This is a genomic window from Pantoea sp. Tr-811 (assembly GCF_011752535.1).
GTDB lineage: Bacteria > Pseudomonadota > Gammaproteobacteria > Pseudomonadales > Pseudomonadaceae > Aquipseudomonas.
In genome coordinates, this window is the sequence record NZ_VWXJ01000016.1 from 11,837 (window position 1) to 35,702 (window position 23,866).

General features: G+C 64.1%; 21 protein-coding genes. 5 read left to right on the forward strand and 16 right to left on the reverse strand.

Annotated elements, in window-relative coordinates; genetic code table 11:
• The first annotated feature begins 99 nt into the window (after positions 1 to 99).
• Complete coding sequence (locus F3J44_RS21670; protein ID WP_205300047.1) at positions 100 to 2,343, forward strand: TonB-dependent siderophore receptor; 2,244 nt, start codon at positions 100 to 102, stop codon at positions 2,341 to 2,343.
• Between the two features lie 207 nt (positions 2,344 to 2,550).
• Here the strand turns inward: F3J44_RS21670 and F3J44_RS21675 are convergent, their stop codons facing one another.
• The 8 genes from F3J44_RS21675 to F3J44_RS21710 form a co-directional block, all read right to left on the reverse strand.
• On the reverse strand, positions 2,551 to 3,036 hold the full coding sequence (locus F3J44_RS21675; RefSeq protein WP_167057749.1) for a heme-binding protein: 486 nt from the start codon (positions 3,034 to 3,036) through the stop codon (positions 2,551 to 2,553).
• Between the two features lie 60 nt (positions 3,037 to 3,096).
• Positions 3,097 to 4,428: a cytochrome c gene (locus F3J44_RS21680; protein ID WP_167275913.1), complete on the reverse strand. Its 1,332-nt coding sequence runs from the start codon at positions 4,426 to 4,428 to the stop codon at positions 3,097 to 3,099.
• Between the two features lie 10 nt (positions 4,429 to 4,438).
• Positions 4,439 to 6,064, reverse strand: a complete 1,626-nt coding sequence (locus F3J44_RS21685) for a GMC family oxidoreductase (RefSeq protein ID WP_167275916.1) — start codon at positions 6,062 to 6,064, stop codon at positions 4,439 to 4,441.
• A complete protein-coding gene (locus F3J44_RS21690) occupies positions 6,057 to 6,602 on the reverse strand; it encodes a sugar dehydrogenase complex small subunit (RefSeq protein ID WP_167275919.1) in 546 nt (181 codons plus the stop codon). The genes F3J44_RS21685 and F3J44_RS21690 overlap by 8 nt, the downstream gene beginning before the upstream one ends.
• A gap of 694 nt (positions 6,603 to 7,296) precedes the next feature.
• Positions 7,297 to 7,902: a glutathione transferase GstA gene (gene gstA / locus F3J44_RS21695; protein ID WP_167275921.1), complete on the reverse strand. Its 606-nt coding sequence runs from the start codon at positions 7,900 to 7,902 to the stop codon at positions 7,297 to 7,299.
• A 112-nt stretch (positions 7,903 to 8,014) separates the two neighbouring features.
• Entirely contained in the window at positions 8,015 to 8,782 is a 768-nt protein-coding gene (locus F3J44_RS21700) for a hypothetical protein (RefSeq protein ID WP_167057754.1), read from the reverse strand.
• A gap of 28 nt (positions 8,783 to 8,810) precedes the next feature.
• The gene (locus F3J44_RS21705) at positions 8,811 to 9,128 is read right to left on the reverse strand and encodes a non-heme iron oxygenase ferredoxin subunit (RefSeq protein ID WP_167057755.1); all 318 of its coding nucleotides are present in this window, start codon (positions 9,126 to 9,128) and stop codon (positions 8,811 to 8,813) included.
• Positions 9,128 to 10,366 (reverse strand): NAD(P)/FAD-dependent oxidoreductase, encoded by a 1,239-nt coding sequence (locus F3J44_RS21710; protein WP_167275924.1) that lies wholly within the window; start codon positions 10,364 to 10,366, stop codon positions 9,128 to 9,130. The genes F3J44_RS21705 and F3J44_RS21710 overlap by 1 nt, the downstream gene beginning before the upstream one ends.
• 103 nt (positions 10,367 to 10,469) lie before the next feature.
• Between F3J44_RS21710 and F3J44_RS21715 the strand changes: the two genes are divergently transcribed.
• Positions 10,470 to 11,867, forward strand: a complete 1,398-nt coding sequence (locus tag F3J44_RS21715; RefSeq protein WP_167275927.1) for a PLP-dependent aminotransferase family protein — start codon at positions 10,470 to 10,472, stop codon at positions 11,865 to 11,867.
• Between the two features lie 51 nt (positions 11,868 to 11,918).
• Here F3J44_RS21715 and F3J44_RS21720 read toward each other — a convergent pair whose 3' ends face one another.
• Positions 11,919 to 12,875: an isopenicillin N synthase family oxygenase gene (locus F3J44_RS21720; protein WP_205300048.1), complete on the reverse strand. Its 957-nt coding sequence runs from the start codon at positions 12,873 to 12,875 to the stop codon at positions 11,919 to 11,921.
• Between the two features lie 346 nt (positions 12,876 to 13,221).
• Here F3J44_RS21720 and F3J44_RS21725 point away from each other — a divergent pair, with 346 nt between their 5' ends.
• Both F3J44_RS21725 and F3J44_RS21730 read left to right on the forward strand, forming a co-directional pair.
• Positions 13,222 to 13,863, forward strand: coding sequence for a TetR/AcrR family transcriptional regulator (locus F3J44_RS21725; RefSeq protein ID WP_167275930.1), 642 nt, complete (start codon positions 13,222 to 13,224; stop codon positions 13,861 to 13,863).
• Between the two features lie 91 nt (positions 13,864 to 13,954).
• A complete protein-coding gene (locus F3J44_RS21730; protein ID WP_167275933.1) occupies positions 13,955 to 14,209 on the forward strand; it encodes a type B 50S ribosomal protein L31 in 255 nt (84 codons plus the stop codon).
• An 89-nt stretch (positions 14,210 to 14,298) separates the two neighbouring features.
• On the opposite strand, the gene F3J44_RS21735 is transcribed toward F3J44_RS21730, so the two are convergent.
• A complete protein-coding gene (locus tag F3J44_RS21735) occupies positions 14,299 to 16,809 on the reverse strand; it encodes an ATP-binding protein (RefSeq protein ID WP_167275936.1) in 2,511 nt (836 codons plus the stop codon).
• 344 nt (positions 16,810 to 17,153) lie between these two features.
• Here F3J44_RS21735 and F3J44_RS21740 point away from each other — a divergent pair, with 344 nt between their 5' ends.
• Positions 17,154 to 17,459: a hypothetical protein gene (locus F3J44_RS21740; RefSeq protein WP_167057767.1), complete on the forward strand. Its 306-nt coding sequence runs from the start codon at positions 17,154 to 17,156 to the stop codon at positions 17,457 to 17,459.
• Between the two features lie 64 nt (positions 17,460 to 17,523).
• On the opposite strand, the gene F3J44_RS21745 is transcribed toward F3J44_RS21740, so the two are convergent.
• The 6 genes from F3J44_RS21745 to F3J44_RS21770 form a co-directional block, all read right to left on the reverse strand.
• On the reverse strand, positions 17,524 to 18,924 hold the full coding sequence (locus tag F3J44_RS21745; protein ID WP_167275939.1) for a cytosine permease: 1,401 nt from the start codon (positions 18,922 to 18,924) through the stop codon (positions 17,524 to 17,526).
• A gap of 51 nt (positions 18,925 to 18,975) precedes the next feature.
• The gene (locus F3J44_RS21750; protein ID WP_205300049.1) at positions 18,976 to 19,449 is read right to left on the reverse strand and encodes a thioesterase family protein; all 474 of its coding nucleotides are present in this window, start codon (positions 19,447 to 19,449) and stop codon (positions 18,976 to 18,978) included.
• Between the two features lie 36 nt (positions 19,450 to 19,485).
• Positions 19,486 to 20,439, reverse strand: a complete 954-nt coding sequence (locus F3J44_RS21755) for a PDR/VanB family oxidoreductase (protein ID WP_167275942.1) — start codon at positions 20,437 to 20,439, stop codon at positions 19,486 to 19,488.
• A 57-nt stretch (positions 20,440 to 20,496) separates the two neighbouring features.
• Positions 20,497 to 21,429, reverse strand: coding sequence for a 3-hydroxyacyl-CoA dehydrogenase NAD-binding domain-containing protein (locus tag F3J44_RS21760; RefSeq protein ID WP_167275945.1), 933 nt, complete (start codon positions 21,427 to 21,429; stop codon positions 20,497 to 20,499).
• A gap of 63 nt (positions 21,430 to 21,492) precedes the next feature.
• On the reverse strand, positions 21,493 to 22,914 hold the full coding sequence (locus tag F3J44_RS21765) for an aminobutyraldehyde dehydrogenase (RefSeq protein WP_167275948.1): 1,422 nt from the start codon (positions 22,912 to 22,914) through the stop codon (positions 21,493 to 21,495).
• Between the two features lie 20 nt (positions 22,915 to 22,934).
• A complete protein-coding gene (locus F3J44_RS21770; RefSeq protein WP_167275950.1) occupies positions 22,935 to 23,864 on the reverse strand; it encodes a 3-keto-5-aminohexanoate cleavage protein in 930 nt (309 codons plus the stop codon).
• Between the last annotated feature and the right edge of the window lie 2 nt (positions 23,865 to 23,866).

Below are 23,866 nucleotides of genomic sequence, written 5' to 3' on the forward strand. Positions count from 1 at the left end.
ACCGCCCTGCTCATGTAATCAGCTGATTCTCATTTGCCTTTCGTCTTCGCTTCACAAAACCAAAAACCAATCTGCCATCCGCCCACCTGGAGCCACCGCGTGCCCAACCGTCCCTTGCATACTGTTCCGTCCCCTGCCCTGAGCGTTGCTGCCTTGCAACGCACCCCCCTGGCACATGCCGTGTTCATCGGCCTGGCCCTTGGCAGCTGCACACTGGCGCCCATGGCCGCACATGCCGACACCGCCAGCAGCCCCGCACACCAAGCGGGTGAAGAAAAAACCACCGCCGCTGAACTGCCCGCCACCTTGATCGACGCCCAGGCCAACGCCGCCGACACGCTACCGCCGGTGTATGCCGGTGGCCAGGTGGCCACGGGTGGACGTGTCGGCCTGCTGGGCAACAAAGACTTCATGGAAACGCCGTTCAGCACGGTCAGCTACACCGACGCCTATATCCAGGACCTGCAGGCCCGAGACATCACCGATGTGATTGCCGCCACCGACCCCTCGGTGTTCAGCAACGGCCTGACCGGCACCTACAGCGAGAACTACTCGATTCGCGGCTTCCAGACCAGCGTCAGCGACATGACCGTCGATGGCCTGTTCGGCATGGCGCCCTACTACCGTGCCTCACCGGAAATGTACGAGCGCATCGAAGTGCTCAAGGGCCCCTCGGCGCTGCTCAACGGCATGCCGCCGGGTGGCTCGGTGGGCGGTATCGTCAACCTCATTCCCAAGCGTGCCGGTGACACGCCGCTGACCCGCGTAACGGCCACCTACGCCTCAGACAGCCAGCTGGGTGGCCATGTCGACGTTGGCCGACGCTTCGGCGAAGGCAACCAGTTCGGCGTGCGCTTCAACGGCATGTACCGCGACGGCGACACCGCCATGGACGACCAGCGCCAGCGCAATGTGTTGTCTGCACTGGCCCTGGACTGGCGCGGTGAGCGTGCCAAGCTGTCGCTTGACCTGTTCGACACCGACGACCATATCCGCGGCCAGAACCGCGGCATGGGCCTGGCAGCCGGTGTGCCCGTGCCCAGGCCACCGAGCAACAACACGCTGCTCAACCCCGACTGGGCCTATGTCGAAACCAAGGACAAGGGCCTGATCTTGCGCGGCGAGTACGAATTGAGCGACCAACTGCTGGCCTACGGTGCCTTCGGCACCAGCAAGACCGACTACCACTATAGCGGGGCGCTGACCGCCACGGTGCTCAACAGCGCCGGCGATTTCAGGACCGACATGGGCCAGTTGCAGATGCAGATCCACAAGACGTCGGCCGAAGTGGGCCTGCGTGGGCATTTCGACACCTTCGGCATTGGCCACCAGTGGTCGCTCAATGCTACCGAGTACAGTGACACGCAAAAGGACTTCGGCCGCCGTGGCGCAGGCGCCAGCTGGACCACCAACCTCTACCACCCGGTCTGGGGCCCGAAGGCACCCGAAGCCTGGCCAGCGATTGCCCACACGGAAAACGACCTGAAAAGCTACGGCATCGCCGACACCTTGTCGGTGCTGGATGAGCGCGTGCAGCTGACCCTCGGTGTCCGTCGCCAGGAAGTGGTCACCGATACCTTCAACGTCACCACCGGTGCACGCAACAAGCCCGGCTACGACACCCATGCCACCACCCCAGCGGCGGCCGTGCTGTTCAAGCTGACCGATGAGTTGTCGCTGTATGCCAACTACATCGAGGGCCTGAGCAAAGGCGCGGCGGCGCCCATTACCGCGGCCAACTACGGCGATGTGTTCGCGCCGTACAAGTCCAAGCAGAAGGAAGTCGGCCTCAAACTCGACCTGGGCACGTTCAGCCACACCCTGGCGCTCTACGAAATCAAGCGCCCAGGCAGCATGACCGACCCGGTGACCAACATCTACTCGTTCGGTGGCGAACAGCGTAACCGTGGCGTGGAGTGGAGCTTCTTCGGCGCGCCCCTGCCCAGCCTGCGCCTGATGGGTGGCGTGGCCCATGTCGACCCGAAACTGACCAAGACCCAAGGTGGCAGCAACGACGGCAAGACCGCCACCGCCTACCCCAAGCTGCAGGGCAAGCTGGGCATTGAGGTCGATATCCCATGGCTGGAAGGGCTGACCTTGACCGGTAACGTGACTTCACAGTCCAAGCAGTACCTCGATGCCAGCAACAGCCTGTCGATTCCGGGCTACACGATCTTCGACGCCGGTGCCCGCTACGTCACCCACGTTGCCAGCAAGCCTGTGACCGTGCGCACGAACATCACCAACCTTGGCGACAAGGACTACTGGGGGGTGCCGCTGACCCAGAGCCTTGGGCTGGGGGCTTCGCGGACCTATCAGTTGTCGACGACAGTGGACTTCTAAGGCATTGCAGGCGCTCGCGATGGCGCGCCGCTGCGGCGCATCGCGACCCCGGTAGGAGCGAGCGCAGCTCGCGATGGGGCGCGCAGCGGCCCCAGGTCTTCAGCTTCGCAATTCATCACGCTGGGGCTGCTTTGCAGCCCATCGCGAGCTGCGCTCGCTCCTACCGGGTCCTGTGGGAGCGGGCTTGTCGAGGCGGCGAGTGGGGAATCAGCGTGCCCCCTCCAGGGCATGGCTGCCCGCCACGGCAATCGGGTCGTCGTGCGCCCCCACCGCCGTGCTAACCCCCACCGCACCAATCACCTTGCCCTCCACCAGAATCGGCTGGCCGCCGGCCAAGGTGGTAACGTCCAGGGCCAACAGCGCCGGGTGGCCATCGTTCACGCGGTTTTCAAAGTTCACGCTGGGCGCGCCGAACAGCGCCGAGGCCTTGGCCTTGCGCATGGCCAGCTCAGCGCTGATCGCGGTGGCACCGTCCATGCGGCGAACGACAATGGGGTAACCGGCGTTGTCGACCACGGCGATCGAACCTACCCAACCCTGTTGCTTGGCGTACTGGTCAGCAGCCTGGGCGATACGCTCGGCAGCCGCCAGGTCCAGTTGCTTGGTCGAAGGCAACGCGACCGGGCCGCCAGCCTGGGCGCCAGCACAGACGCCCAGGGCCAGCGTGGCGGACAACAGCAATCGTACGAACATGAAATTCTCCTGATGACATTGAAAACGCGCCCGGCCAACCGGGCACGTGAGGAAAGCGCCTCAGCGCAGCTCGGCCACCTGCGCGGCGGTAACGGCCACCTCGGAGTTGCCGAACTGCTTGAACAGGAAGGTGCTCAGGGTCGCAAGCTGGGCATCGCTGAGGTTGGCAAAGCCCGGCATGAACACCTCCTGGCCGTCGACCTTGCGGTGCACGCCGTGCAGCAGCACCGACACCAGGTTGGTGGGCTCGGCGGCGCCCAGCACGCTGTTGCCGAACAGCCGTGGGTATTCGCCCACACCCTTGCCGGTGACCGCGTGGCAGGTGGCGCAGTTGGCGTTGAACATCACCTCGCCGCCCAATGCGTCGCTGCCTGGGTCGTACTGCGGGTGGCTGGCGCGCAGCGCGGTGGTGCCAGTGTAGGCCTGGCCCTGGCCGGTACGCGCAGGCGCGCTGCCCGGGGCGCCACTAGCCGGCAGGTCGCGCAGGTAGGCGACCATGGCGTGCAGGTCGGCATCGGGCAAGTGGTTCAGGCTGTTTTCCACCGCCTCGGCCATTGGGCCTGCAGCGTTGGCCTTGCCATGCACGGCGCCGGTCTTGAGGTAGGTGAACAGCTCGTCATCGCTCCAGGAGCCGACACCGCTTTGCCCGCCGGTGATGTCGTAGGCCTTCCAGGCCCCCAGGTTGCCACCGCCCAGGTCCGGGTGGCCAAGGCCTTGGATGAAGTTGCGCGGGGTGTGGCATTCACCGCAGTGCTCCAGGCTTTGCACCAGGTAGGCCCCCCGGTTCCACTGCGGGCTCTTGCCCGCCACCGGCAACTGGCGCCCGGACTGGAAGTTCATCACGTTCCAGAAGGCCATGGCCCAACGCTGGTTGAACGGGAAGCCCATGGTGTTTTCTGGCGGCTTGCTGTCGATTGGCTTGAGCGTGCGCAGGTAGGCCACCAGTGCCAGGGCGTCGTCGTCGGACATGCCGGTGTACGAGGTGTACGGCATGGCCGGGTACAAGCGCCTGCCGTGCTGGGAGATGCCATTGCGCACCGAGCCGACGATCTCGGCGTCAGTGAAGCTGCCGATGCCGTTGACCGGGTCCTGGGTGATGTTGGTCGAATAGAGCCTGCCAAACGGTGTGTCGAAGGCCATGCCACCGGCATAGGGCTTGCGCGCATCGACGGTGTGGCAAGCCACGCAATCCGAGGCCAACGCCACGGCGCGGCCACGCTCGATCAATGCTGCGCTGTCCTGCCCGGGCCTGGCGGTGGGCATTTCGACCTGCGATTGCTTCCAGATCACGCCACCTGCTCCGATGCCTACGGCCACGGCCACGGCGACACCGGTCAATGCCAGCACCCGCCAGCGGGCGCGGCGTTTTGTCGATCCTGCTTTCATCAGCATGCGCCGCTCCTCACACCGAAGCCTTGATGATGCTGTCGGCGGCCAGCAGCGACAGCGCCACCCCGGTCAGCGTCGAGTTGACCAGCGCCGCGGTCGGCATCACGCCGGTGCCCCCGAAGTACAGGTTGTCGTGGTCGTGGGCCTGGGCCAGCTTGTTGCACACCGAGGTGTGCGGGTCGCTGCCCATGCTCAGGGTGCCGGTAATGTGCTGGCTGTTGGTGTACTGGCCGCGCTCGGAGAACTTCACCTCGGTGCCACCGGATGCGCTCACGCAGTCGGCGAAGTGCTCGCGGCAAACGTCGTAGCCACGGTGCACGTAATCGGGGAAGCGGTAGTGGATTTCCATTTTCGGAATGCCCCAGGCGTCTTTCTGGTCGCTCAGGACGATGCGGTTTTCCGGGTCTGGGAGCATCTCGAACATCGACTTGAGCAGCACGAAGCGTTCGCCATCGCGCTTGATCTTCTCGTTCAGTTCCTTGCCGTAGTAACCCTGGGCCACATATTTCTCGGTCAGGTAGCGGGTCGGGTTGTCGTTGTGCACATCGATGCGCAAGGCCGAGCGCTCGCTGCGGAAAGCGCCATCGCGGGTGTTGTTGATGCTGCCTGGGCACATTGGGCCACGGCCGATGTACAGGGGTTCGTCGGCAAGGTACTCGACGGCGCTCGCCGGGTGGTCCATCAAGCGGCGGCCAACCTGGTCGGTGCCGTTGGCCACGCCGTTGGGGTTGCGCTCATCCTTGGACATCAGCAGGATCTTCACGCTTTCCATGGCATTGGCGGTGAGCAGGAAATGCTTGCCGGTAACCCGGTGTACCGCTTTGTGCTGGTCGATGAAATGCGCCGCGACGATACGGTTGCCCTCCCCGGTTTCAAGCTTGAACACCACCGCGTTGCTGATCAGGTTCAGGCCCAGCCCCTGGGCGCGGCGCACCGACATGCTGCCGTTGTACTGGGCGCCGATTGGGCAAATGGGCATGCAGTTGTTGTTGCCGCAGCACGCCGGGCGATCGTCGTAGGCCGCGCTGTTGCGCGCTTGCGGGCCAGGCAGCAGCTCCAGGCCTACCGCTTCGTAGCGTTGGCGCAGGCGCTCGAAGCCGTAGGGCAACGGCAACACGTCCATCGGGTAAGGCATCGAGCGCGGCGAGCCGTAGTCACCGGCCAGCGTGCCGCCACCGGAGACGCCCATCTCAATTTCCGCTTCGCAGTAATAGGGTTCGAGGTCGTCGTAGCTGATGGGCCAGTCGACCGACTGGCCATACAGGCTCTGCATGCGAAAGTCGTTGGGAATCAGGCGCCAGGCCTGCCCTGCCCAATGCCAGGTGGTGCCGCCCACACCGCGAATGAATTGCGCGGTATACGGGGCCGGGCCCTTCTGGATCAGGTAGCCGTTGTCGTGCGGGACGAAGTTCGGGTGCGGCGCCCAGGGCATCATCGGGTACGGCGCCATGTGGTTGTTCTTGTACGCGCCATTGCGATAGTTGGACACCAGCATGGCTTGGTCCAACGGTGCGCCGGCTTCCAGCATCAGCACCGACAGGCCCTTGCGCAGCAACTTGACGGCCGCAGCGCCACCGGCGGCGCCGGCACCGATGATGACCACATCGGCCGACAGGGGGGTGGAATTCGAATCAGGCATGGCGTTCGCTATCTTTTTGCAGGGCGTAGGCAGGGGGGTTGACCCAGAAGTTCGGGCTTGAGGTGCAGTAGCTTGGGGGCTGGACGAAATCGGACACTGCCTGGTAGGCCGCCACGCTTTCGAAGGCGACACATTCGCGCACCCCGTCACCGTCCTCGACGGTGCCCAGGTACAGCGCAGTGTTCAGGCGCAGGAACAGGCTTTTCAGGTCCGGGTTCAGGCTGGCCAGCGTTTGCAGGCGCTCGGCCGGGGTCGGGAGGGCGGACAGTTCAGGAAGCGTGGCCAGCAGTTGCTCGACCAATCGGTCAAGGCCGGGCAGCGTTGGCTGAAGCTTCTGGTGCACCAGGTCGATCAGCTCGCGATCGACACCGATCTGGCCGGAAAGCTGGTCTGCGAGTGAGATGAATGGGGCCGGGGCAGCAGGGACTTCAAGGGCGCCGCCGGCCGCCAGGGCCTTGGGCAGAAGTTTGGGTGCGCCCAGCGTCAGCAGCATCATGCCAGCGCCGCTGGAGACAAAGAACTCTCGTCTACTAAGCATGGGAATTACCAATGAATGGGAAGCTGCCCAAGAGGGATAGGCATAGGCTCCCCTTTTTGGGCGGCGGCACCGTATCACATGTTACTAAATGTGTAGTTAACTTTTTAAAACGCTGAAAAGCCTGTTTTAGAAGGCTTTGTCGTCTTATTGCTAGACTTAAGGCGAGTAGTTTTGCGCATTGAAATAATGCTAGCCCGAGGTCATTCCAACACAATTACTGTTGAGTGAAACGCTCTCTGTTCGGACTTTTGTGCATGCAGGCGCAATGAGTGATTTCAACGCGAAGTGTCGAGTAGCCCTCAGTGTTTTCGGGGGCAGAATGCCCTCCCCGCCCTGCCAGCACCCCGTGCAATTGCCCACTGGAGCCCGGTGGCCGAAATAGGAACAGACAGGCTCGGTTCCAGGCGGGCGATAGCGGCCAAGCGCACGGGTGCTTTCAGTAGGTAGCCATTTCAACGGCTTGATGCCAAAGAAAATTTTTCACTGGAGCGTTCGATAACCGCCCACTTTAATCTCGCCAGGGCCAAAGCCATCGTTGTAGGAGCGAGCGCAGCTCGCGATGGGCTGCAAAGCAGCCCCGGCGTACCAAGCCGCGAAGCTGAAACCCTGGGGCCGCTGCGCGCCCCATCGCGAGCTACGCTCGCTCCTACCGGGGCGGCGCCGGCCTGGGCCTGAATTGCAGCCAACGCAACCGTCAGATCAAGCCTTCCGCTTCCAGGGTCTTGTGCACCGCCGGGCGGCTGGCAACGCGCTTCTGGAACGCGACCACGGCCGGCCAGGGGGATAGGTCGACCTTCAACATCGGTGCCCAGTTGACGATGGTGAACAGGTAGGCATCCGCCACGCTGAAATGCTGGCCACCCAGGTAGTCCTTGCCTTGCAAGGCCTTGTCCACTACCCCCAGGCGCTTGCCGAAGGTTTCCACGGTCTTGCTTCTGGCCTCCGGGGTGATGCTCGGGTTGAACAGCGCGGCAAGGGTCTTGTGCAACTCGGTGCCGATGAAGTTCAGCCACTCCTGCACCCGCGCCCGCTCCAGCGACCCCGCTTGCGGCAGCAAGCCAGCCTGGGGCTTCTGGTCGGCCAGGTACTGGATAATGGCCGGGCCCTCGGTGAGCACCTCACCGTTGTCCAGTTGCAAGGCTGGCACGTAGCCCTTGGCGTTGATGGCGTAGAAATCCGCGCCGCTGGCCGTGGTGTGCTGCTTGAGGTCGACCTTTTCGGCGGTGTAGGGCAAGCCCAGTTCGTTGAGCACGATGTGCGGCGAGAGTGAGCAGGCACCTGGCGTGTAGAACAGTTTCATCGTTTTCTCCCGTGAGGTAAGGCCAGCCGTAAGGCGGCTGGCGCGGCGAAATACTCTGCAACCCAGCCGATATGACACCAAAAGCCGAGCGCCCACAAGGTGTGGCCACCGATCACAGGCACTTGAGCGATTGCGCCAGGTCGGCGAACCGGTACGACTCGGTGATCAGCCCATCGACCTTGAGCGCATCGCGATTGCGTTCGGCCTGCGCGCGCAAGGCCTCGCTGACGTTGACGTTCAGCGCTATCTGGCGCGGCATGAAATCGGCATCCGTTTCCTTCACCGGCACCGCCGTTTTTTCCAGCTGGGCGATGCTCTGCTCGGAAAGCTGGGCCGGGTGGATCACCCGCTGCACATCCCGCTCGCTGCGCCGGTTGTTGCTGCGGATGGTGAAGTCCGGCGCGGCAACCCGGCCACTTGGGCTGTACATTACCGCCGTTACCAGCCGGTCCAGTGCGCAGTCTTCTTCCTTGCGCCGGTGGGTAATGTCGCGCACCGGGCGCTCCGGCAACGCCAGGCGGGTAATGCCGAAGTCGTTCAAGGCGCCCAGCACCTCGCGTGGGTCATCCGCCACCTGGATCTCGCGCCGGGGCGGCCAGAAGTCGAAGTTGCCGTGCCCTCCCCACCAGCCCCCCACGTGAATGGCGAACATCTCCGGGTAGACCTTGCGCTCGGTGCGGCGAACTGGCTTGGAATCGTAAAAGCACATGCACGCCAGCTGGATCAGGTGGGTGGCGCCAAGCGCGGCCAGCGGCTCGTAAATCAATACGCCCAGGCGGTCGTGGGCGTTCCAGTTGGCGAACACATCACCGCTGCTGGCGGGCGTGCCGTTCAACTCGACTTCGTAGAAATCGGTTCTCAAAGCGTCGATCACATGCATAAGCGTTCCTCGCGGATGGATGTTCGGTTCAGGCCGGAATGATGCACTGCACTTCGCCGGCCTCAACGCGCACGGCGTAGGTTTTCAGGCCGCACTCGGCAGGCCCCTCCAGCACCGCCCCGCTCTGGATATCGAAGCGCGCGCCGTGCAGCGGGCATTCGATTTCGGTGCCCTCCAGCCAGCCGTCCGACAGCAGCGCGTAGGCATGCGGGCACACATTTTCGGTGGCGTAGTAACGCTCTTCGACCTGGTAGACGGCAATCATCTTGCCATCGACTTCACAGGCGAACGGCGAATCCGGCAACACCTGCTGCGCTTCGCAGACTTTGGTCCAGACAGCTTCCATCAGACAACCCTCCGTGCCGGGGTGCGTTCCCCTGTTGTGCGTTGCGCCGAAACCAAGGCCGAAGCGTACAGCTCGGCAAGGGGCTCGTTGCGCTTGATTGCGCGCCGGATCGCCGAGATATCGCGGTTGCGATTCGCGGCAATGGCGCACACCAGACGATCTTCATCATCCCACCCCAATGCCAGCCACTGCCCGGCGTGCACATCACCCAGGTAGGCGTACTTGCCTGCCAACTGCGGCAGGCCCAGGCACTGCAGGGTGCTGCTGTACTGGTCGGACCACAGCCACGGCATCTCACCATAGGCTGCCGCCGCATCGCCTGCGGCAGCGCGGCCAGCCACGCTGCCCTGCTCCCCGGCGGCCGTCCAGGACTCCGAGCGGGTGCGCACGCCCAGGTGGGTGACCGGGTAGCAGGTAATCTCCCCCGCTGCGAAAATGGCCGGGTCGCGGGTCGCGCAGGCCCTGTCGACAACGATGCCATCGGCCACGTCCAGGCCACAGGCCTGGGCCAGTTCCGCATTGGCTTGCACGCCAATGCCCACCACCACCACATCGGCCAGCACAGGCCCGGCCGAGGTTTGCACCCGGGCCTTGCCCAATGGGCCAGGCTCGATGGCCGCCACCTGCGCCTGCAACTGAACCTCCACCCCGTTTTCCACATGCAGCGCCTGGGCCCAATGGCTCAGCGCCGCGCACCCGGTGCGCGCCAGCAGGTGTGCCTGCGCCTCGATCACCGTCACCCGGCAGCCGCGCTGGCGGGCAGCAGCGGCCACTTCCAGGCCAATGAAACCACCCCCGATGATCACCACGCGGGCCTCGCTGACCAGTTGGCTGCGCAGCGCCAGCGCATCCTCGAACGTTCGCAGGTAATGCACCGGCGCCCGGGCCACTTCACTGGGAAGCCTGCGCACACGAGAGCCGGTGGCAATTATCAGCTTGTCGTAGGCCAGTGCTGCGCCGCTTCCCAGGTGCACCCGTGCATTATCGCGGTCGATCTCGCCCACCGATGCCCCGCCCAGCCACTCCACGCGCGGCTCGCCGTACAGCTCGTGCCCGCCAAGCATGGCCGGCGACAGGCTGTCACCAGTCAGAAAACCCTTGGAAAGATGAGGCCTGTCATAAGGCAACTGCGGCTCCTGGCTCACCATCGCAAGGCGCGCCTGGGGTTTGGCTTGTAGCAGGCTTCTTGCCGCCTGGTGGGCGGCCGCGCCGCCGCCGATGATCACGAACTGTTCCATGGGACCCTCCCAGCGTTACCGGTTGAGAGGACTGTAGCGAGCCACCACCTGTACTACAATGCACACATTTTTGTGATTTCAAGTAGTACAGATGGGGGACCCCATGCAGCGTTTCAGAGCCATTGCCGAGCTGCTGCGCAAACGCATCGACGCCGGCCTGATCGCCCCAGGCGCCAAGCTGCCGTCCCTGCGCCGCTTGGCCAGCGAAACCGGCTGCAGTGTCGTCACCGCCTACCGCGCCTACGAATTGCTGGAATCCCAGGGCCTGTGCCAGTCCCGCGACCGCTCCGGTTTCTACCTGTGCAGCCCCGGCAAAACCAGCGTGCATCGCTTCGCCAAAGACATGCCAGTAATGCCTGCCGACACCGTGCGGGCATTGGATGAATCCCTGGCGCGCCCGCACTTTCATGCCCTGGCTTCGGCGGCCACGCTGCCAGATGCCGAACTGGTCGACAGCGAAGGGTTGAACAAAACCTTGCGTCGCGCCTTGCTGCATACTCACCCGCGCCCGGAACAGGCGCCAGACGGCCACCCGCATCTGATTGCAGCCCTGCTGCAACGGGCCGGGCGCAGGGAGCTGTTCTGCGAGCCGCACCAGGTGATCGTCACCCGCTCGGCCATGGAGGCGTTCAACCTCTGCCTCGACAGCCTGGCGCAAGGCGCAAGCCCGGTGCTGGTGGAAAGCCCGTCGTTCCACCCGGTGCTGGAAAGCCTGCGCCACCGGGGCATCAAGGCGCTGGAGATCTATTCGCACCCGCAACTGGGCATCGACCCCGAGCAGTTCGAGCACATCCTCAACAGCACAGGCGTCAAGCTGTGCGTGCTGATGGGCTGCAACCGCTTCCCCACCGGCGTGACCTACAGCCGGGCGACCCTGGAACGGCTGGTGGCCGCCGCCCGGCGTCACGGTGCCGTGATCATCGAGAACGACATGGCGGCCGAGCTCGGCCATGGTGCGCTGCGCAACGCCTCGTTGGCGGAGTTCGACAGCGGCGCCACGGTGGTGCAGTTCGGTGGCACGGCATCGTACCTTTCCTCTGCTTTCGAAATCGGTTGGGTCATGGCAGGCCAATACGCGGCGCAGATGAGCGCCAACCGTCACCTGGGCGCCACCTACCTCCCCCACCCGGCGCTGCAGGCGGCGCTGGCCGAGTACCTGGCGGGGCGCAAGGCCGAGCGTGACCTGCGCGCCACGTGCCTGAAACTGGGCCAGCGCATGCAGCAAGGCATGGGCCTGCTCAAGGCGGCCTCGGCTGGCAAGGTGACTGTCTCCGCCCCCCACGGTGGCTACATGTGCTGGGTCAGGGGGCCGCGCGGCTTCGATTCGATGAAGCTCGCCCAGACCGCCACCAGCGACACCTTTGCCTTCATACCCGGGCCGTTCTTCTCGCCTGCGGGAGCCTTCGCGAACTTCATGGCGCTCAACTTCTCGGCCCCCTGGACAACGCAGCGTTGCGAGCAATTGCGCCAGCTGGTCGAGGCCATGTACAGCCAGGCATGAACAAGGCCCGAAGCGCATGGCGCGTCGGGCCCGGTTCAATTCCCCCAACCGTTAGGCCGTTTGCAAGTGCGTGTAGGTGGCCAGGAATTTTCCGTACTTGTAGTTACCGCAGGTGTAGGGCTGATACTTGGCCGGGTTGCTTGGCGACACGCAGGTCGGCACAGGCTCGACCACGGCGTCGTAATCCATGTCGATGAAGAACGGAATCGAGTAGCGCGCCTTGCCGGTGGTATTGATCACCCGGTGGAACGTGGCAGGGTAACGGTCATTGGTCAATGTTTGCACCAGGTCGCCGATGTTGACGACGAAGGTGTCGTCCACCGGAGGCGCGCTCACCCAATCGCCATCACGGTTCTGCACTTGCAGGCCACCGATGTTGTCCTGGTGCAGGATGGTCAGGAAGCCATAGTCAGTGTGCGCGCCTGTGCCCAGCTCACCCAGGGACAGTGGCCCGTTCTGCGGCGGGTAGTAGTTCAGGCGGTGAATGGTGATCGGTTTGCGCTGCAACTTTTCGAAGTAATCCGGCGGCAGGTCGAGGCTCAGGGCAATGGCACTGATCAGTTTGCGGGCCAGGCGCATCATGTGCTCGTGGTACAGCTCGAACACTTCGCGAAAGCCGGCGATGGTGGGCGGAATCGGGTTGGGGCCGAAGAAGCGCGACACTTCATCGTAGTGTTTACCCAAATCGTAGGCTTCCTTGCGGTCCCGGGTGTTCTGCGGGTCGGCGTTCTCCGTGTACATCGGAATGTAGCCGCGGAACACTTCACCGTGGTGGACGATGCTGAGCTTTTCCTTCTCCTCGGCGGGCAGCGCGAACAGCTCGGCGGTAAGCCGGTAGGCGTCTTCGATCAGGCTTTTCGGAACACCGTGGTTCTTGATGTAGAGAAAGCCGATATTTTCGCAGATATGGCCAATTTCCCTGGCTACCTTCTGGCAGTCCGTGCCGTCCAGCAGCGTGGTCAAGTCAACCACCGGGATCTCGTGGAACGACGTGGTCTTGCTGTTCAAGCTCCGATTAACACTACTGCGCATAGCACTGCCCTCTTGTTGTTGGATATGGCTGACCAATGGCTTGGTGGTGGTTCTGATGCCTGTTCGCTGGCTGGTCGCTGCGTGTTTCAGCACGCCTCGACGAGCCAAGATTGGTACCACTAGACACTAGTGTCAAGTAACAAGAACACACGTGTACTGGTGTTTTCGATAATCCACTGATTTGCCGAAGAAAATAGTTACGCCGCCCGGCGCGGGCCGCAGCCGGTGTATGCTCAGAGCAATCTTGAGTCTGCGGGCGTCTCCTGCGCGGCATTGCTCCTGCCAATGCCCCACCGAGATAAACGCTTCAGTTGAGGTACAGATGGCACATCCAAACAAGCAGAACGACCTTGAGAACCCGGCCCGGGGAACCGCTGATGCATGGCTGGAAGGGGCTTTCGAGCTGTTTCTGGAATCGGGGATCGATTCGGTGCGAATCCTTCCGCTGGCCAAGAAACTGGGCCAGTCGCGCACCAGCTTCTACTGGTTTTTCCAGGACCGCGAAGCGTTGCTCGACGCATTGGTGGGGCGTTGGCGGGAGAAGAACACCGGCAGCATCGTCCGCCAGGCAGGTGCCTATGCCGACAGCCTTCAGGAAGCGGTGCTCAACGTGACCGACTGCTGGTTCGACCAGGCCATTTTCGATGCCCGCCTGGAGTTCGCGATGCGCAGTTGGGCATTACAGTCGGCGCCCATCGCCGCCGAGATCGAAACCGCAGATGCCCAGCGGATCGCGGCCATTGCCGACATGTTCAGGCGCTTTGGCGTAGTCGACCTGACCGCAGATGTGTGCTCGCGCGGGCTTTACCTGATCCAGATCGGCTACATTTCCATGCAAATCAGCGAAGACACCGGCACCCGCATGAAGCGCCTCCCGGAGTACGTGAGGCTGCTGACCCAGCACCCGCCCCTGCAGAAGGAAATGGACAGGTTCCATGCCCGTCATGGCTACGTGCCTGGCTGACATCTGGCGAACACGGGGCTGGACATTGCCGGTAATGAGAGTCATTATCTCTATCTAAATGTAACTTTATATCATTCCATAGGACGATGACATGAAACCCGGCATCCACCCCGACTACCGCCCGGTCCTGTTCCACGACGTGTCTGCCAATGCGTTCTGGTTGATCGGCTCGACCATCGACACGGACAAGACCTTCGAGCACAGTGATGGCAAGACGTACCCCTACGTCACCCTCGACGTTTCCAGCGCCTCGCACCCGGTGTATACCGGCCAGGAACGCAAGGCCAAGTCCGAGGGCCGCGTGGCAGGGTTCAACAAGCGGTTCGCGGCATTCACCAGCAAGTAGGCAGGCTCGGCCCTTCGCGAGCTGCGCTCGCTCCTACCAGGCCAATGCAGTTCCCGGTAGGCGCGAGCACAGCTCGCGGCGCGCGTTAGTCAGGGCTGCTGCAACATCCCCGCGACTTTCTCCAACAGCAGCGCTATCTCGAATGGCTTGGTGATCAACGCCGTGCCCGGGGTCAGGAACCCACCCTTGAGCACCGAGGCCTCGGCAAACCCCGTGACGAACAGCACGCGCAACTCAGGCCGTTCCAGGCGCGCCGCATCGGCCACCTGGCGGCCGTTGAACCCACCCGGCAGGCCAACGTCCGTCACCAGCAGGTCGAACGGGCGCGGGCTGCGCAGCAGGTGCAAGGCACCCGCGCCCTCCTCGGCTTCCTCGACCTCATAGCCCGCCTCGCGCAGCGTATCGACCATCGACATGCGCACCACCGGCTCGTCGTCCACCACCAGGATGCGCCCAACCTTGTCGCCCGGAACCGACCGCTCCCCCACCTCCTCGGTTACCTGGGCATGCAACTGCCCGTCGAACCTGGGCAGGATCAGGCGCATGGTGGTGCCCACGCCTTCCTTGGAGTGTACGTCCACCTGCCCACCGGACTGGCGCACGAACCCGTGCACCATCGACAAGCCCAGCCCGGTGCCCTGCCCCAGCGGCTTGGTGGTGAAGAACGGGTCGAAGATACGCTTGAGATTCTCCGCCGAAATGCCAGTACCGGTGTCAGCCACCGAAATCACGATGTACTCCCCCGCCGGCAGGTCCACCTGCACCGCAGCCTCCCCCTGGAATTCGACCACGTGCGTGGAGATCGAGATGGCACCGTTGCCATCGGGCATGGCGTCACGCGAATTGATGGCCAGGTTCAGCAGCGAACTTTCCAGTTGCGCAGGGTCGATGCGCGCAAGCCCGGTGTCCGGCTCCAGGTGCGTGATCACCGTGATGGCCGGCCCCACCGAGCGGTTGATCAGGTCCACCAGCTCAGCGATCAGCACGTTGATATCGGTGGGGCGCGGGTCGAGCGTCTGGCGACGCGAGAACGCCAGCAGGCGCTGGGTCAGCGAGGCGGCGCGCTTGGCGCTGACCTGGATGCCGTTGAGCAGGCGCTCGCTGGAGTCGGCCTTGCCCTGCTTCAAACGCCGGGACAGCAAGTCGGCGCTGCCCAGTATGCCGGCCAGAATATTGTTGAAGTCGTGGGCAATGCCCCCGGTGAGCTGGCCGAGCGCTTCCATTTTCTGCGCCTGGCGCAGCGCCTCGTTGGCCTGGTAAAGCTCCTCGGTGCGCTGCGCCACCCGCTCTTCCAGCGTGGCCTTGGCCTGCTGGACCTGGCGGTACAGCTGGGCATTGTCGATCGCCACTGCCGCCTGCGCGGCGAGCGACACGATCAACTGCTCATGCTGCTCGGTAAAGCGGTTTGGTTCCGGGTGGCCGAAGAACAGCCCGCCCAGCACCTCGCCGGTTCTGGACACCACGGAAATCGCCAGGTAACTGCGCACCGGCAGGTGGCCCTTGGGCATGCCATGGTGGGGCTTGAACTGGCCATAACGGGGGTCGGTCAGGATATCCAGGGACCGCACCACGCCCTCATTGCGAAAGGTTGGCGCAAACACCGGCGTGGCGCGCGGGTGACCCAGTTTCTCGAACGCCGCGCGGTCTGCCCCCGACAGCGTGTAGAGCTTCAGGTGGGCGCCGGTTTCATCGACCTCGTTGGCGAAGTACGAGCCAAAGGCCGCGCCAGTCAGTGCCATGGCGGCGTCCGTCAGGTTCTGGACAATGCGCTCCAGGTTCAGGTCACTGGCGAATGCTGCGTTGATGTCACGCAAAATCCCCAGGATCCGGCTCTCTTCCCTCAAGGCCTGCTCGGTTTCCACCCGGTCGGTGACGTCGAAGCCCTCGCAGAAAATGCCGCTGACCACGCCGTTGTCGTCGAACACCGGTTCATAGACGAAATCAAGAAAGCGCGTGGCCTTGCCTTTGTCGCCCCAGTACAGGGAAATCGCCGTCCCGTTGGCAACGAAGCGTTCACCGGTGGCGTACACGTTGTCCAGCCAGGTGTAATAACCCTGCCCTTCCAGGTCGGGGAACACCTCGCGCACCGACCGGTTGAGGTAGCCGCGCTCGCCGAAACTGCGCCGGAAGGCTTCGTTGACGAATTCGAACACGTGGTCCGGGCCTCGCAGAATGGTGATGAACCCAGGCGCCTGGTCGAACATCCTGCGGTCACGGCCCAGGGTAATGTGCGACGGCACCGGCTCGATCGCCGCCGCGCGTACCTCCTGGCCTTGCACCAGCACCCCGGCCACCTGCCCGTCCGCGCCGCGCAGCGGGCTCAGGCTGAACGCCCACGGCTTTTCCCGGTCCAGCCGCACGGGGAACTCGGAGTCCGACAGCAGCAGCAACGCCCCGCTCTCGATCACCGCATCGAGCTGCGGCGCCACACGCGGCCACACGGCTGTCCACACATCGTGCGCCGGCCGGCCCAGGGCGGCAGGATGGCGATGGCCCATGGCTGGCACCCAGGCGTCGTTGTACAGCACCGCCCGCTCGCCCGACCACACGATGGCCGACGGCAAATCCGAGCTCAGCAGGAACGAGAAGGCATGCTTCAACGCCTCCGGCCACTGTTCCCTGCTGCCAAAAGGCGTTGCCGCCCACTCGACAAGGCCAAGCCGTGCGGCCACCTCACCACGTCGAGGGCAAATGGGGTGCAGGAGCGGTTGTTGATCGCCAGAGTCCATATCGGTAAACGTCGCAGGAGCAGGGCCTTCAATTTAAACCATCGGCGACCCTTGGGCCTTAACTATTACCGCAGGCCTTTCACCCACTAAAGGTTTGCCCCGAGGTACTTGAAGCGCCTCGTCTGAAAAAGCGAAAAAGTTTGCAGCGCCCGGCACTTTTCCAACGGTCACAACTGAACACAGACCTTCCTGTGTTTGACTTGAGGTAAGCGATCATGGCGAACAATCAAGACAAAGGCGCGCACCAAGGCGGCACCACCAAGCCCGACATGGGCAAGACTGGCCAGCAAGGCGGCCATGGCGCGGGGGGCGATATGGGCGGCAAGCACCAAGGCGGTCAGAAATCCGGGCAAATGCCGGACGACAAGATGAACAAGGATTGGGACGCAACCAAGGACACCGGCCGCCAGGGCGGCCAGTCAGCCACCCACGACCGCGACACGAAAACCGCTGACAAGGCTGGCGCCATGGGTGGCCAGCATGCCCGCGACGATCAACAACGCAAAGATAAAGACCGCTGATCGCGCCCTGGCACCAAGGCGGCCCAGCCGCCCTGGTGCGGGAAAGGTGAAACCCAAGGGCCCGTCAAGGTGCCGAATTGACGTGCCCTGTTTGCCCCTCAAGCCGCTGGGCCTGGCCCGATGAGGGGCGTTTGAGGTGGAAAAGGAAGTACAGCAACCCGGCCAGAACCAGCCCCGCAATCCAGCTGACATCGGCGCCAATCCACTTGGCCAGGTAGCCCTCGAAGAACGACAACTTCATGAACGGCACCGTGCCGATGATCGAGGCGCCATAGACGATCATGGTCTTGCGATTCCAGCGGCCATAGCGCCCCTGGGCGTCGTACAGGTCGTCGATGCTGTAGTTGCCCCGCCGGACCACGTAGTAATCCACCAGGTTGATCGCACTCCACGGAATCAGCAGGTACAGCTGCCCAATCAGAATATCGGCAAAGAAGGTGTCGAACTGGTATTGCGTGTGCACGGCAATGGCACATGCCAGTATCGACAGCAGCGCCATCAGCCCTGCCTTGGCGCCACGCCGCACCTGCAGCACCTTGGCGAAGCCGCTGAAAATCGTGGTGGTGGACATGTAGGCGCTGTACAGGCACAGCACGTTGTACTGAATCACCCCCAACGCCACCACCAGCAGCGCCGCCTTGGCCCAAGGGCCGAACAGGTTGGCAACGGCCGTGCCGGGGTCGGCGCCGAGCGCGGAAGGCACCACGGCGGCCAGGGTCGCCCCCAGCGCCATCATGCCCAGCGAACCCAGTGCGCAGCCGAAGTAGGTGGTCCAGAACGTGTCCCGGGTGCGCACATCGGCCGGCAGGTAGCGCGAGTAGTCGGCCACGTAAGGGCCGTAGCCCAAGGTCCAGGAGGCCGCCTGGGCGATCACCAGGTTGAACACCGGCATGGAAAAGCCACCGGCATCCACGTGCAGCGCGTCGGGCGCACTCGCCTGCAACAGGATCAACACCAGCGCAGCACCGAATACCACGGACGACAGCAAGCTCATCCAGGCACCCAGGCGGTGAATCAGCTCATAACCGACGACACCGATCAGGAACGTGAGGGCGCCAACAATCAGGATGGCTTGGTTGTCGCTGACCGCCAGCAGCGCCTTGAGCGGGTCGCGCATCAGCACGCCGCTGGCGGCCATGAACAACACCGCGGCCGTCACCATCACCAGCAACGGAATGGCCGCACCGAACACGCCGAACTGGGCACGGCTCTGAATCATCTGCGGCACCCCCAGGTGCGGTCCTTGGGCCGAATGGGCGGCCATGAAGATGGTGCCCAGCAGGCAGCCCACCAGTAGCCCCACCAGCGTCCACGCAAGGCTCAAGCCCGCCGCAACGCCCAAGGTGCCGACCATCAGCGCGGTTACCTGCAGGTTTGAACTGAACCACACCGTGAACAGCCGTCGCGGCCTGCCGTAGCGCTCGTTGTGGGGGACGAACTCGATACTTCGCTGCTCGATTTTCATTGTTATTGTCCTTGTTACCAAGCGAGAGTTTCCCCGAACGGGGTGCCGGCGCTAGCGACGAATGCCGATCACCCGCCCGCAGTAGCCGGGGCGCGGCAGGGTTCGATGGGTTTGCAACAGCGCGCTGATGTTCGCCTCCACACCGGTGGCGAACTTCGCCGCGCGCCCGGCCAGGCTGGCAATGTTCATCAGCATCTGTTCACTGGCCGCCAACAGCTCGCCATCGGCAGGCCGGTACAGGTGATGGACGATATGCAGGCGCTTGCTGTCGTGGTCGATCAGCTGGGTAAACACCTGCACCTGCTCACCCAGCCGGGTTTCGCCCAAGTAGTTGATATGGGCTTCGAGGGTGTACAGGGTGTGGCCATGGATCGCCCGGCCGTCGGCATCAAGGCCGATGCGGTCCATCAGGGCATCGGTGGCGTGGCTGAACAGCAGGAAGTAGAAGGCATCGCGCAGATGCCCGTTGTAGTCGATCCAGTCTTCGACAATGGTGGCTTGATGGGTCAGCAGCAGCTCGTTCACGCACATACTCCTTGCACACGTCTTAGGGGCGCGTTTTCAAAGGTCGAGCACAAGGCTGGGTGACAGCGACCGGGAAACGCAGATCATCATCACGTCGTTGTTCTTGCGCTCGGCAGCCGTCAGCACGCTGTCGCGGTGATCCGGCGTACCGCCCAGCACACAGGTTTCGCACGAGGCGCAGGTGCCCTCCCGGCAGGAGCTTTCGACGCGCAGGCCGTTGGCCTCCAGCACCTGGAGAATGCTTTTGTCCGCTGGCACTTCGAGCGAAGTGCCGCTCCTGGCCAACTGCACCGTGAAGGCGTTGTCCACGCTAGGGCGTTGCGGCGCCTTGGGCGTGAACCACTCGAAATGCACCTGCGCCTCGGGAAAGCCGCGCGTGGCGGCTTCAACGGCCAGCATCAGGGGCGTGGGCCCGCAGGTGTAGAAATGAACATTGCCAGGTTGCCGGCCCACAGCCGCGGCGATATCGAACAGGCCGCCCGCCTCATCGTCGGCATGCAGGGTCACCTGGTCGGCATACCGCCCAAGTTCCTCAAGAAAGGCTGCACGCTGGCGGTTGCGCACCAGGTAGAACAGGTGCCAGGGGCGCTTGTTGGCTTCGCACCACTGGATCATCGACCACACCGGGGTAATGCCGATACCGCCCGCGAAGAACACGAACGCCGGCGCGTCTTCTTCCAGGGGGAAGTGGTTGCGCGGCGGGGTCACCGTCAGCCTGTCGCCCACGCGCAGCGCTTGATGCACGTGGCGGGAGCCGCCCCGGCTGGTGGCAGACAGGCCAACCCCCACGCAATAGCGGTGTTGCTCCCGGGCGTCATTGCACAGGGAATACTGGCGCACGGTACCGCCAGGCAAATGCAGTTCGATGTGGGCGCCGGGCTTGAACGGCGGCAGCGCCTGGCCCGGTTCAGCGCGCAACTCAACGACCATGACGCCCTTGGCTTCGGCAGTCAGGTCGGTTATCTGCAGGGTCAACTTCTCTTCAGGCATGGCACACCTCACGCAAGGGCAGACCGGCCCGGGGCCACTTGCACCCCGGGCCCGAACTCAAGGGCGGCGCAGTGGTACGCTGGCCTTGAGTAGCTGAGTGATCAGCTCATCGCGCTGGGCCGCCAGCGATGCCCAGCGGGTGCCACCGGCTTGCTGATCCACGCCTGCCACCAGCAGGGCGGCCGTTTCGCTGTCCAGGCGTGGGTCGCCCAGGTCATCCCACCAGCCGTTGAAGCTGTCGGCGTACTTCTGGCAGAAGGCCGCGAGGCCATCCGGCCCGCCCCCCAGGTGGAACAGCAGGCTCGGCCCCATTGCCGCCCAACGCAGGCCAGGCCCCGCCCACACCGCCTTGTCGACATCTTCCACACTGGCGACGCCGCTCTTGACCAGGTGAATGGCCTCACGCCACAGCGCCGCCTGCAGGCGGTTGGCCACATGGCCTTTCACCTCGCGATTGACCCGGATCGTCACCTTGCCCACCAACCCATAGAACCGCTCGGCCTGCTCCACCACACCCGCTGCCGTCTTGTCGTTGCCCATTACCTCCACCAAGGGAATCAGGTGCGGCGGGTTGAACGGATGGCCCAGGATGAAATGCGAAGGGTTGCGCCACCCTGCCTGCATCTCGCCCAGGCGCAGGCCGGACGCGGACGATGCCACGATGGCGCCCGGCTTGAGCGCCGCTTCCAGCCGGGCGAACAGCTCATGCTTGATAGCGATCCGCTCCGGCACGCTTTCCTGCACGAAGTCGGCGCCCTGCACGGCACTGGCGACATCGCTGTGAAAGCTCAGCTGGCCGGGTTCGGCCTGTACCAGGCCCAGCTCGCGCAGGGTGAGCCAGGCATTGTCGATGTAGCTGCGCACATCGGCTTGCACCGTCGGCGAAGGGTCGTAAACGGCAACGTCACGCCCCGATGCCAGAAACAGCGCCGCCCAGCTGGCGCCGATCACCCCTGCGCCAACCACTGCCACCTGTTGAAATTCACTCATCGGATAAACCTCGGTCGTTGGAAAACATCGAAGGCGCGCCGTTTCACTGCGGCGCCCTGCTGATCAGCCGTGTGCGTACATGACGTGGCGAATGCTGGTGTAGGCGTCGAGGGCGAACACCGACATGTCGCAGCCATGGCCTGAACCTTTCATGGCGGCCCAGGGCATTTCCGGCGTGGCAACGCCGTGGGTATTGACCCAGGTGAAGCCGTAGCGCAGGCGGCTGCTGGCCGCCATGGCGCGGCCGCTGTCACGGGTCCAGATCGACGAGGCCAGGCCATAGCGGCTGGCGTTGGCAATCGCCACCGGGTCCTGGTCGGGGGTGAAGCGCGACACTGAAATCACCGGGCCGAACACTTCCTGGGTGGCGATTTCAGCGTGGTGGTCAACGTCGGCAATCACGGTCGGGCTGTAGAAGAAGCCCCCGCCCGGCAGCACCGCGCCGCCACTGACCACTTCGGCGCAGGCGCGGGCACGCTCGACGAACCCCGCCACCCGCTGGCGGTGCTGTGCGCTCACCAGGGGGCCCATCTCGGTGCCGCTTGCCCGCGGCGGGCCAACCTTGATCGAACGGGCAGCCTCGGCCAAGGCCGCGACGACGCGCTCATACACATTGCTGGCCACCAGCACCCGACACGGCTGGGCACAGTCCTGGCCGGCATTGAAGAACGCCGTGGCGCGCAGGGTGGCGACCAGTTTGTCGATATCAGCATCCTCGTAGACGATCACTGGCGCCTTGCCGCCCAGTTCCACATGCACCTGGCGCATCTGCTGCGCCGCAGCGCGCATGGCCGCACTGCCCGTGGCGGGCGAGCCAGTGATGCTCACGGCCTCGATGCCGTCGGCGTTGATGAGCCGAGCCCCGAGCGAAGGGCCCTCCCCGTGCACGATGTTGACCAGCCCCTTGGGCACCACCTCGGCCAACAATTGCCCCAGGTGCAAGGTCGACAGCGGGGTCAGCTCCGAAGGCTTGAGCACCACGCTGCAACCGGCGGCCAGCGGCGCCGCCAGCTTCCAGGCCGCCATCATCAGCGGGTAGTTCCACGGCTCGATGGCCGCCACCGGGCCGATCGGGTCGCGGCGAATCAGGCTGGTATGCCCGGCCACGTATTCACCCGCCGCCACCCCGGCCAGGGTGCGTGCGGCGCCGGCGAAGAACCGCAAGGTGTCGAGGGTCAGCGGCATTTCATCGTCAAGGGCCGAGGGCCAAGGCTTGCCAACGTTCTGGCTTTCCAACGCCGCCAGCGCCTGGGCGTGCTGGCCGACCACCTCGGCGATGTCTTGCAAAAGCCCCGCGCGTTGCGCCGGGGTGGTGCTGGCATGGCGCTCTAAGGCTTCCCGTGCACCGCGCACGGCGGCATCGAGCTGCGCCTCGTCGGCCTGGCCAACGCGGGTGATCGCCTCCCCGGTGGACGGGTCGATGACCGCCAGTGGCGCAGCAGCGCCTTCGACGAGCTCGCCGTTGATCAACATTCTGCTAGGCATGGTGTATCCCCGATCACGCATCACAAGGTGATTTTGTCGCGGCCCTTGAGGCCAAGGCGGGCCCGGGCTTCTTCCGGCGTTGCCACCTTCAGCCCAAGCTGCTCGACGATCGAGCGGATCTTCAGCACCTGCTCGGCATTGCTCCTGGCCTTCTCGCCGGCGCCGATGAACAGGCTGTCTTCCAGGCCAACCCGCACGTTGCCGCCCAGCATCGCCGCCTGGGTGGCAAAGGCCATCTGGTGCTTGCCCGCCGCCAGCACCGACCACTCGTAGTCCTTGCCGAACAGCTTTTGCGCCACGCTGTGCATGTGCATCAGGTTGTCCAGGTCCGCCCCCACACCCCCGAGCACGCCGAACACGATCTGGATCAGGAACGGCGGCTTGACCCAGCCCTGGTCGATCACCCACGCCAGGTTGTACAGGTGGCCCAGGTCGTAGCATTCGAACTCGAAGCGGGTGCCGTGGCCGTCGCCCAGCTCCTTGACGATGTATTCGATGTCGGCAAAGGTGTTGCGGAAAATGAAGTCGCGGGTGCTGTCGAGGAACGCCGGCTCCCAGTCGTGCTTCCAGTTCGAATACTTGGCTTTCATGGGGAAGATGCCGAAGTTCATCGAACCCACGTTCAGCGATGCCATTTCCGGGCTGACCGCCAGGGCCGCACGCAGGCGTTCTTCACGGGTCATGCCCAGGCCTCCGCCGGTGGACACGTTCAGCACCGCATCGCTCTGGCGGTGGATCTGCCCCATGAAGTCCTGGAACAGCTCGGGGCGCGGGTCGGGTTTACCGGTTTCGGGGTTGCGGGCATGCAAGTGAATGATCGACGCACCGGCGCTGGCCGCCTCGATGGAGGAATCGGCAATTTCCTGCGCGGTGATCGGCAGGTACTCGGACATGGTCGGGGTGTGCACGCCACCGGTAGTGGCGCAGGTGATGATGACGGACTTTGGCATGG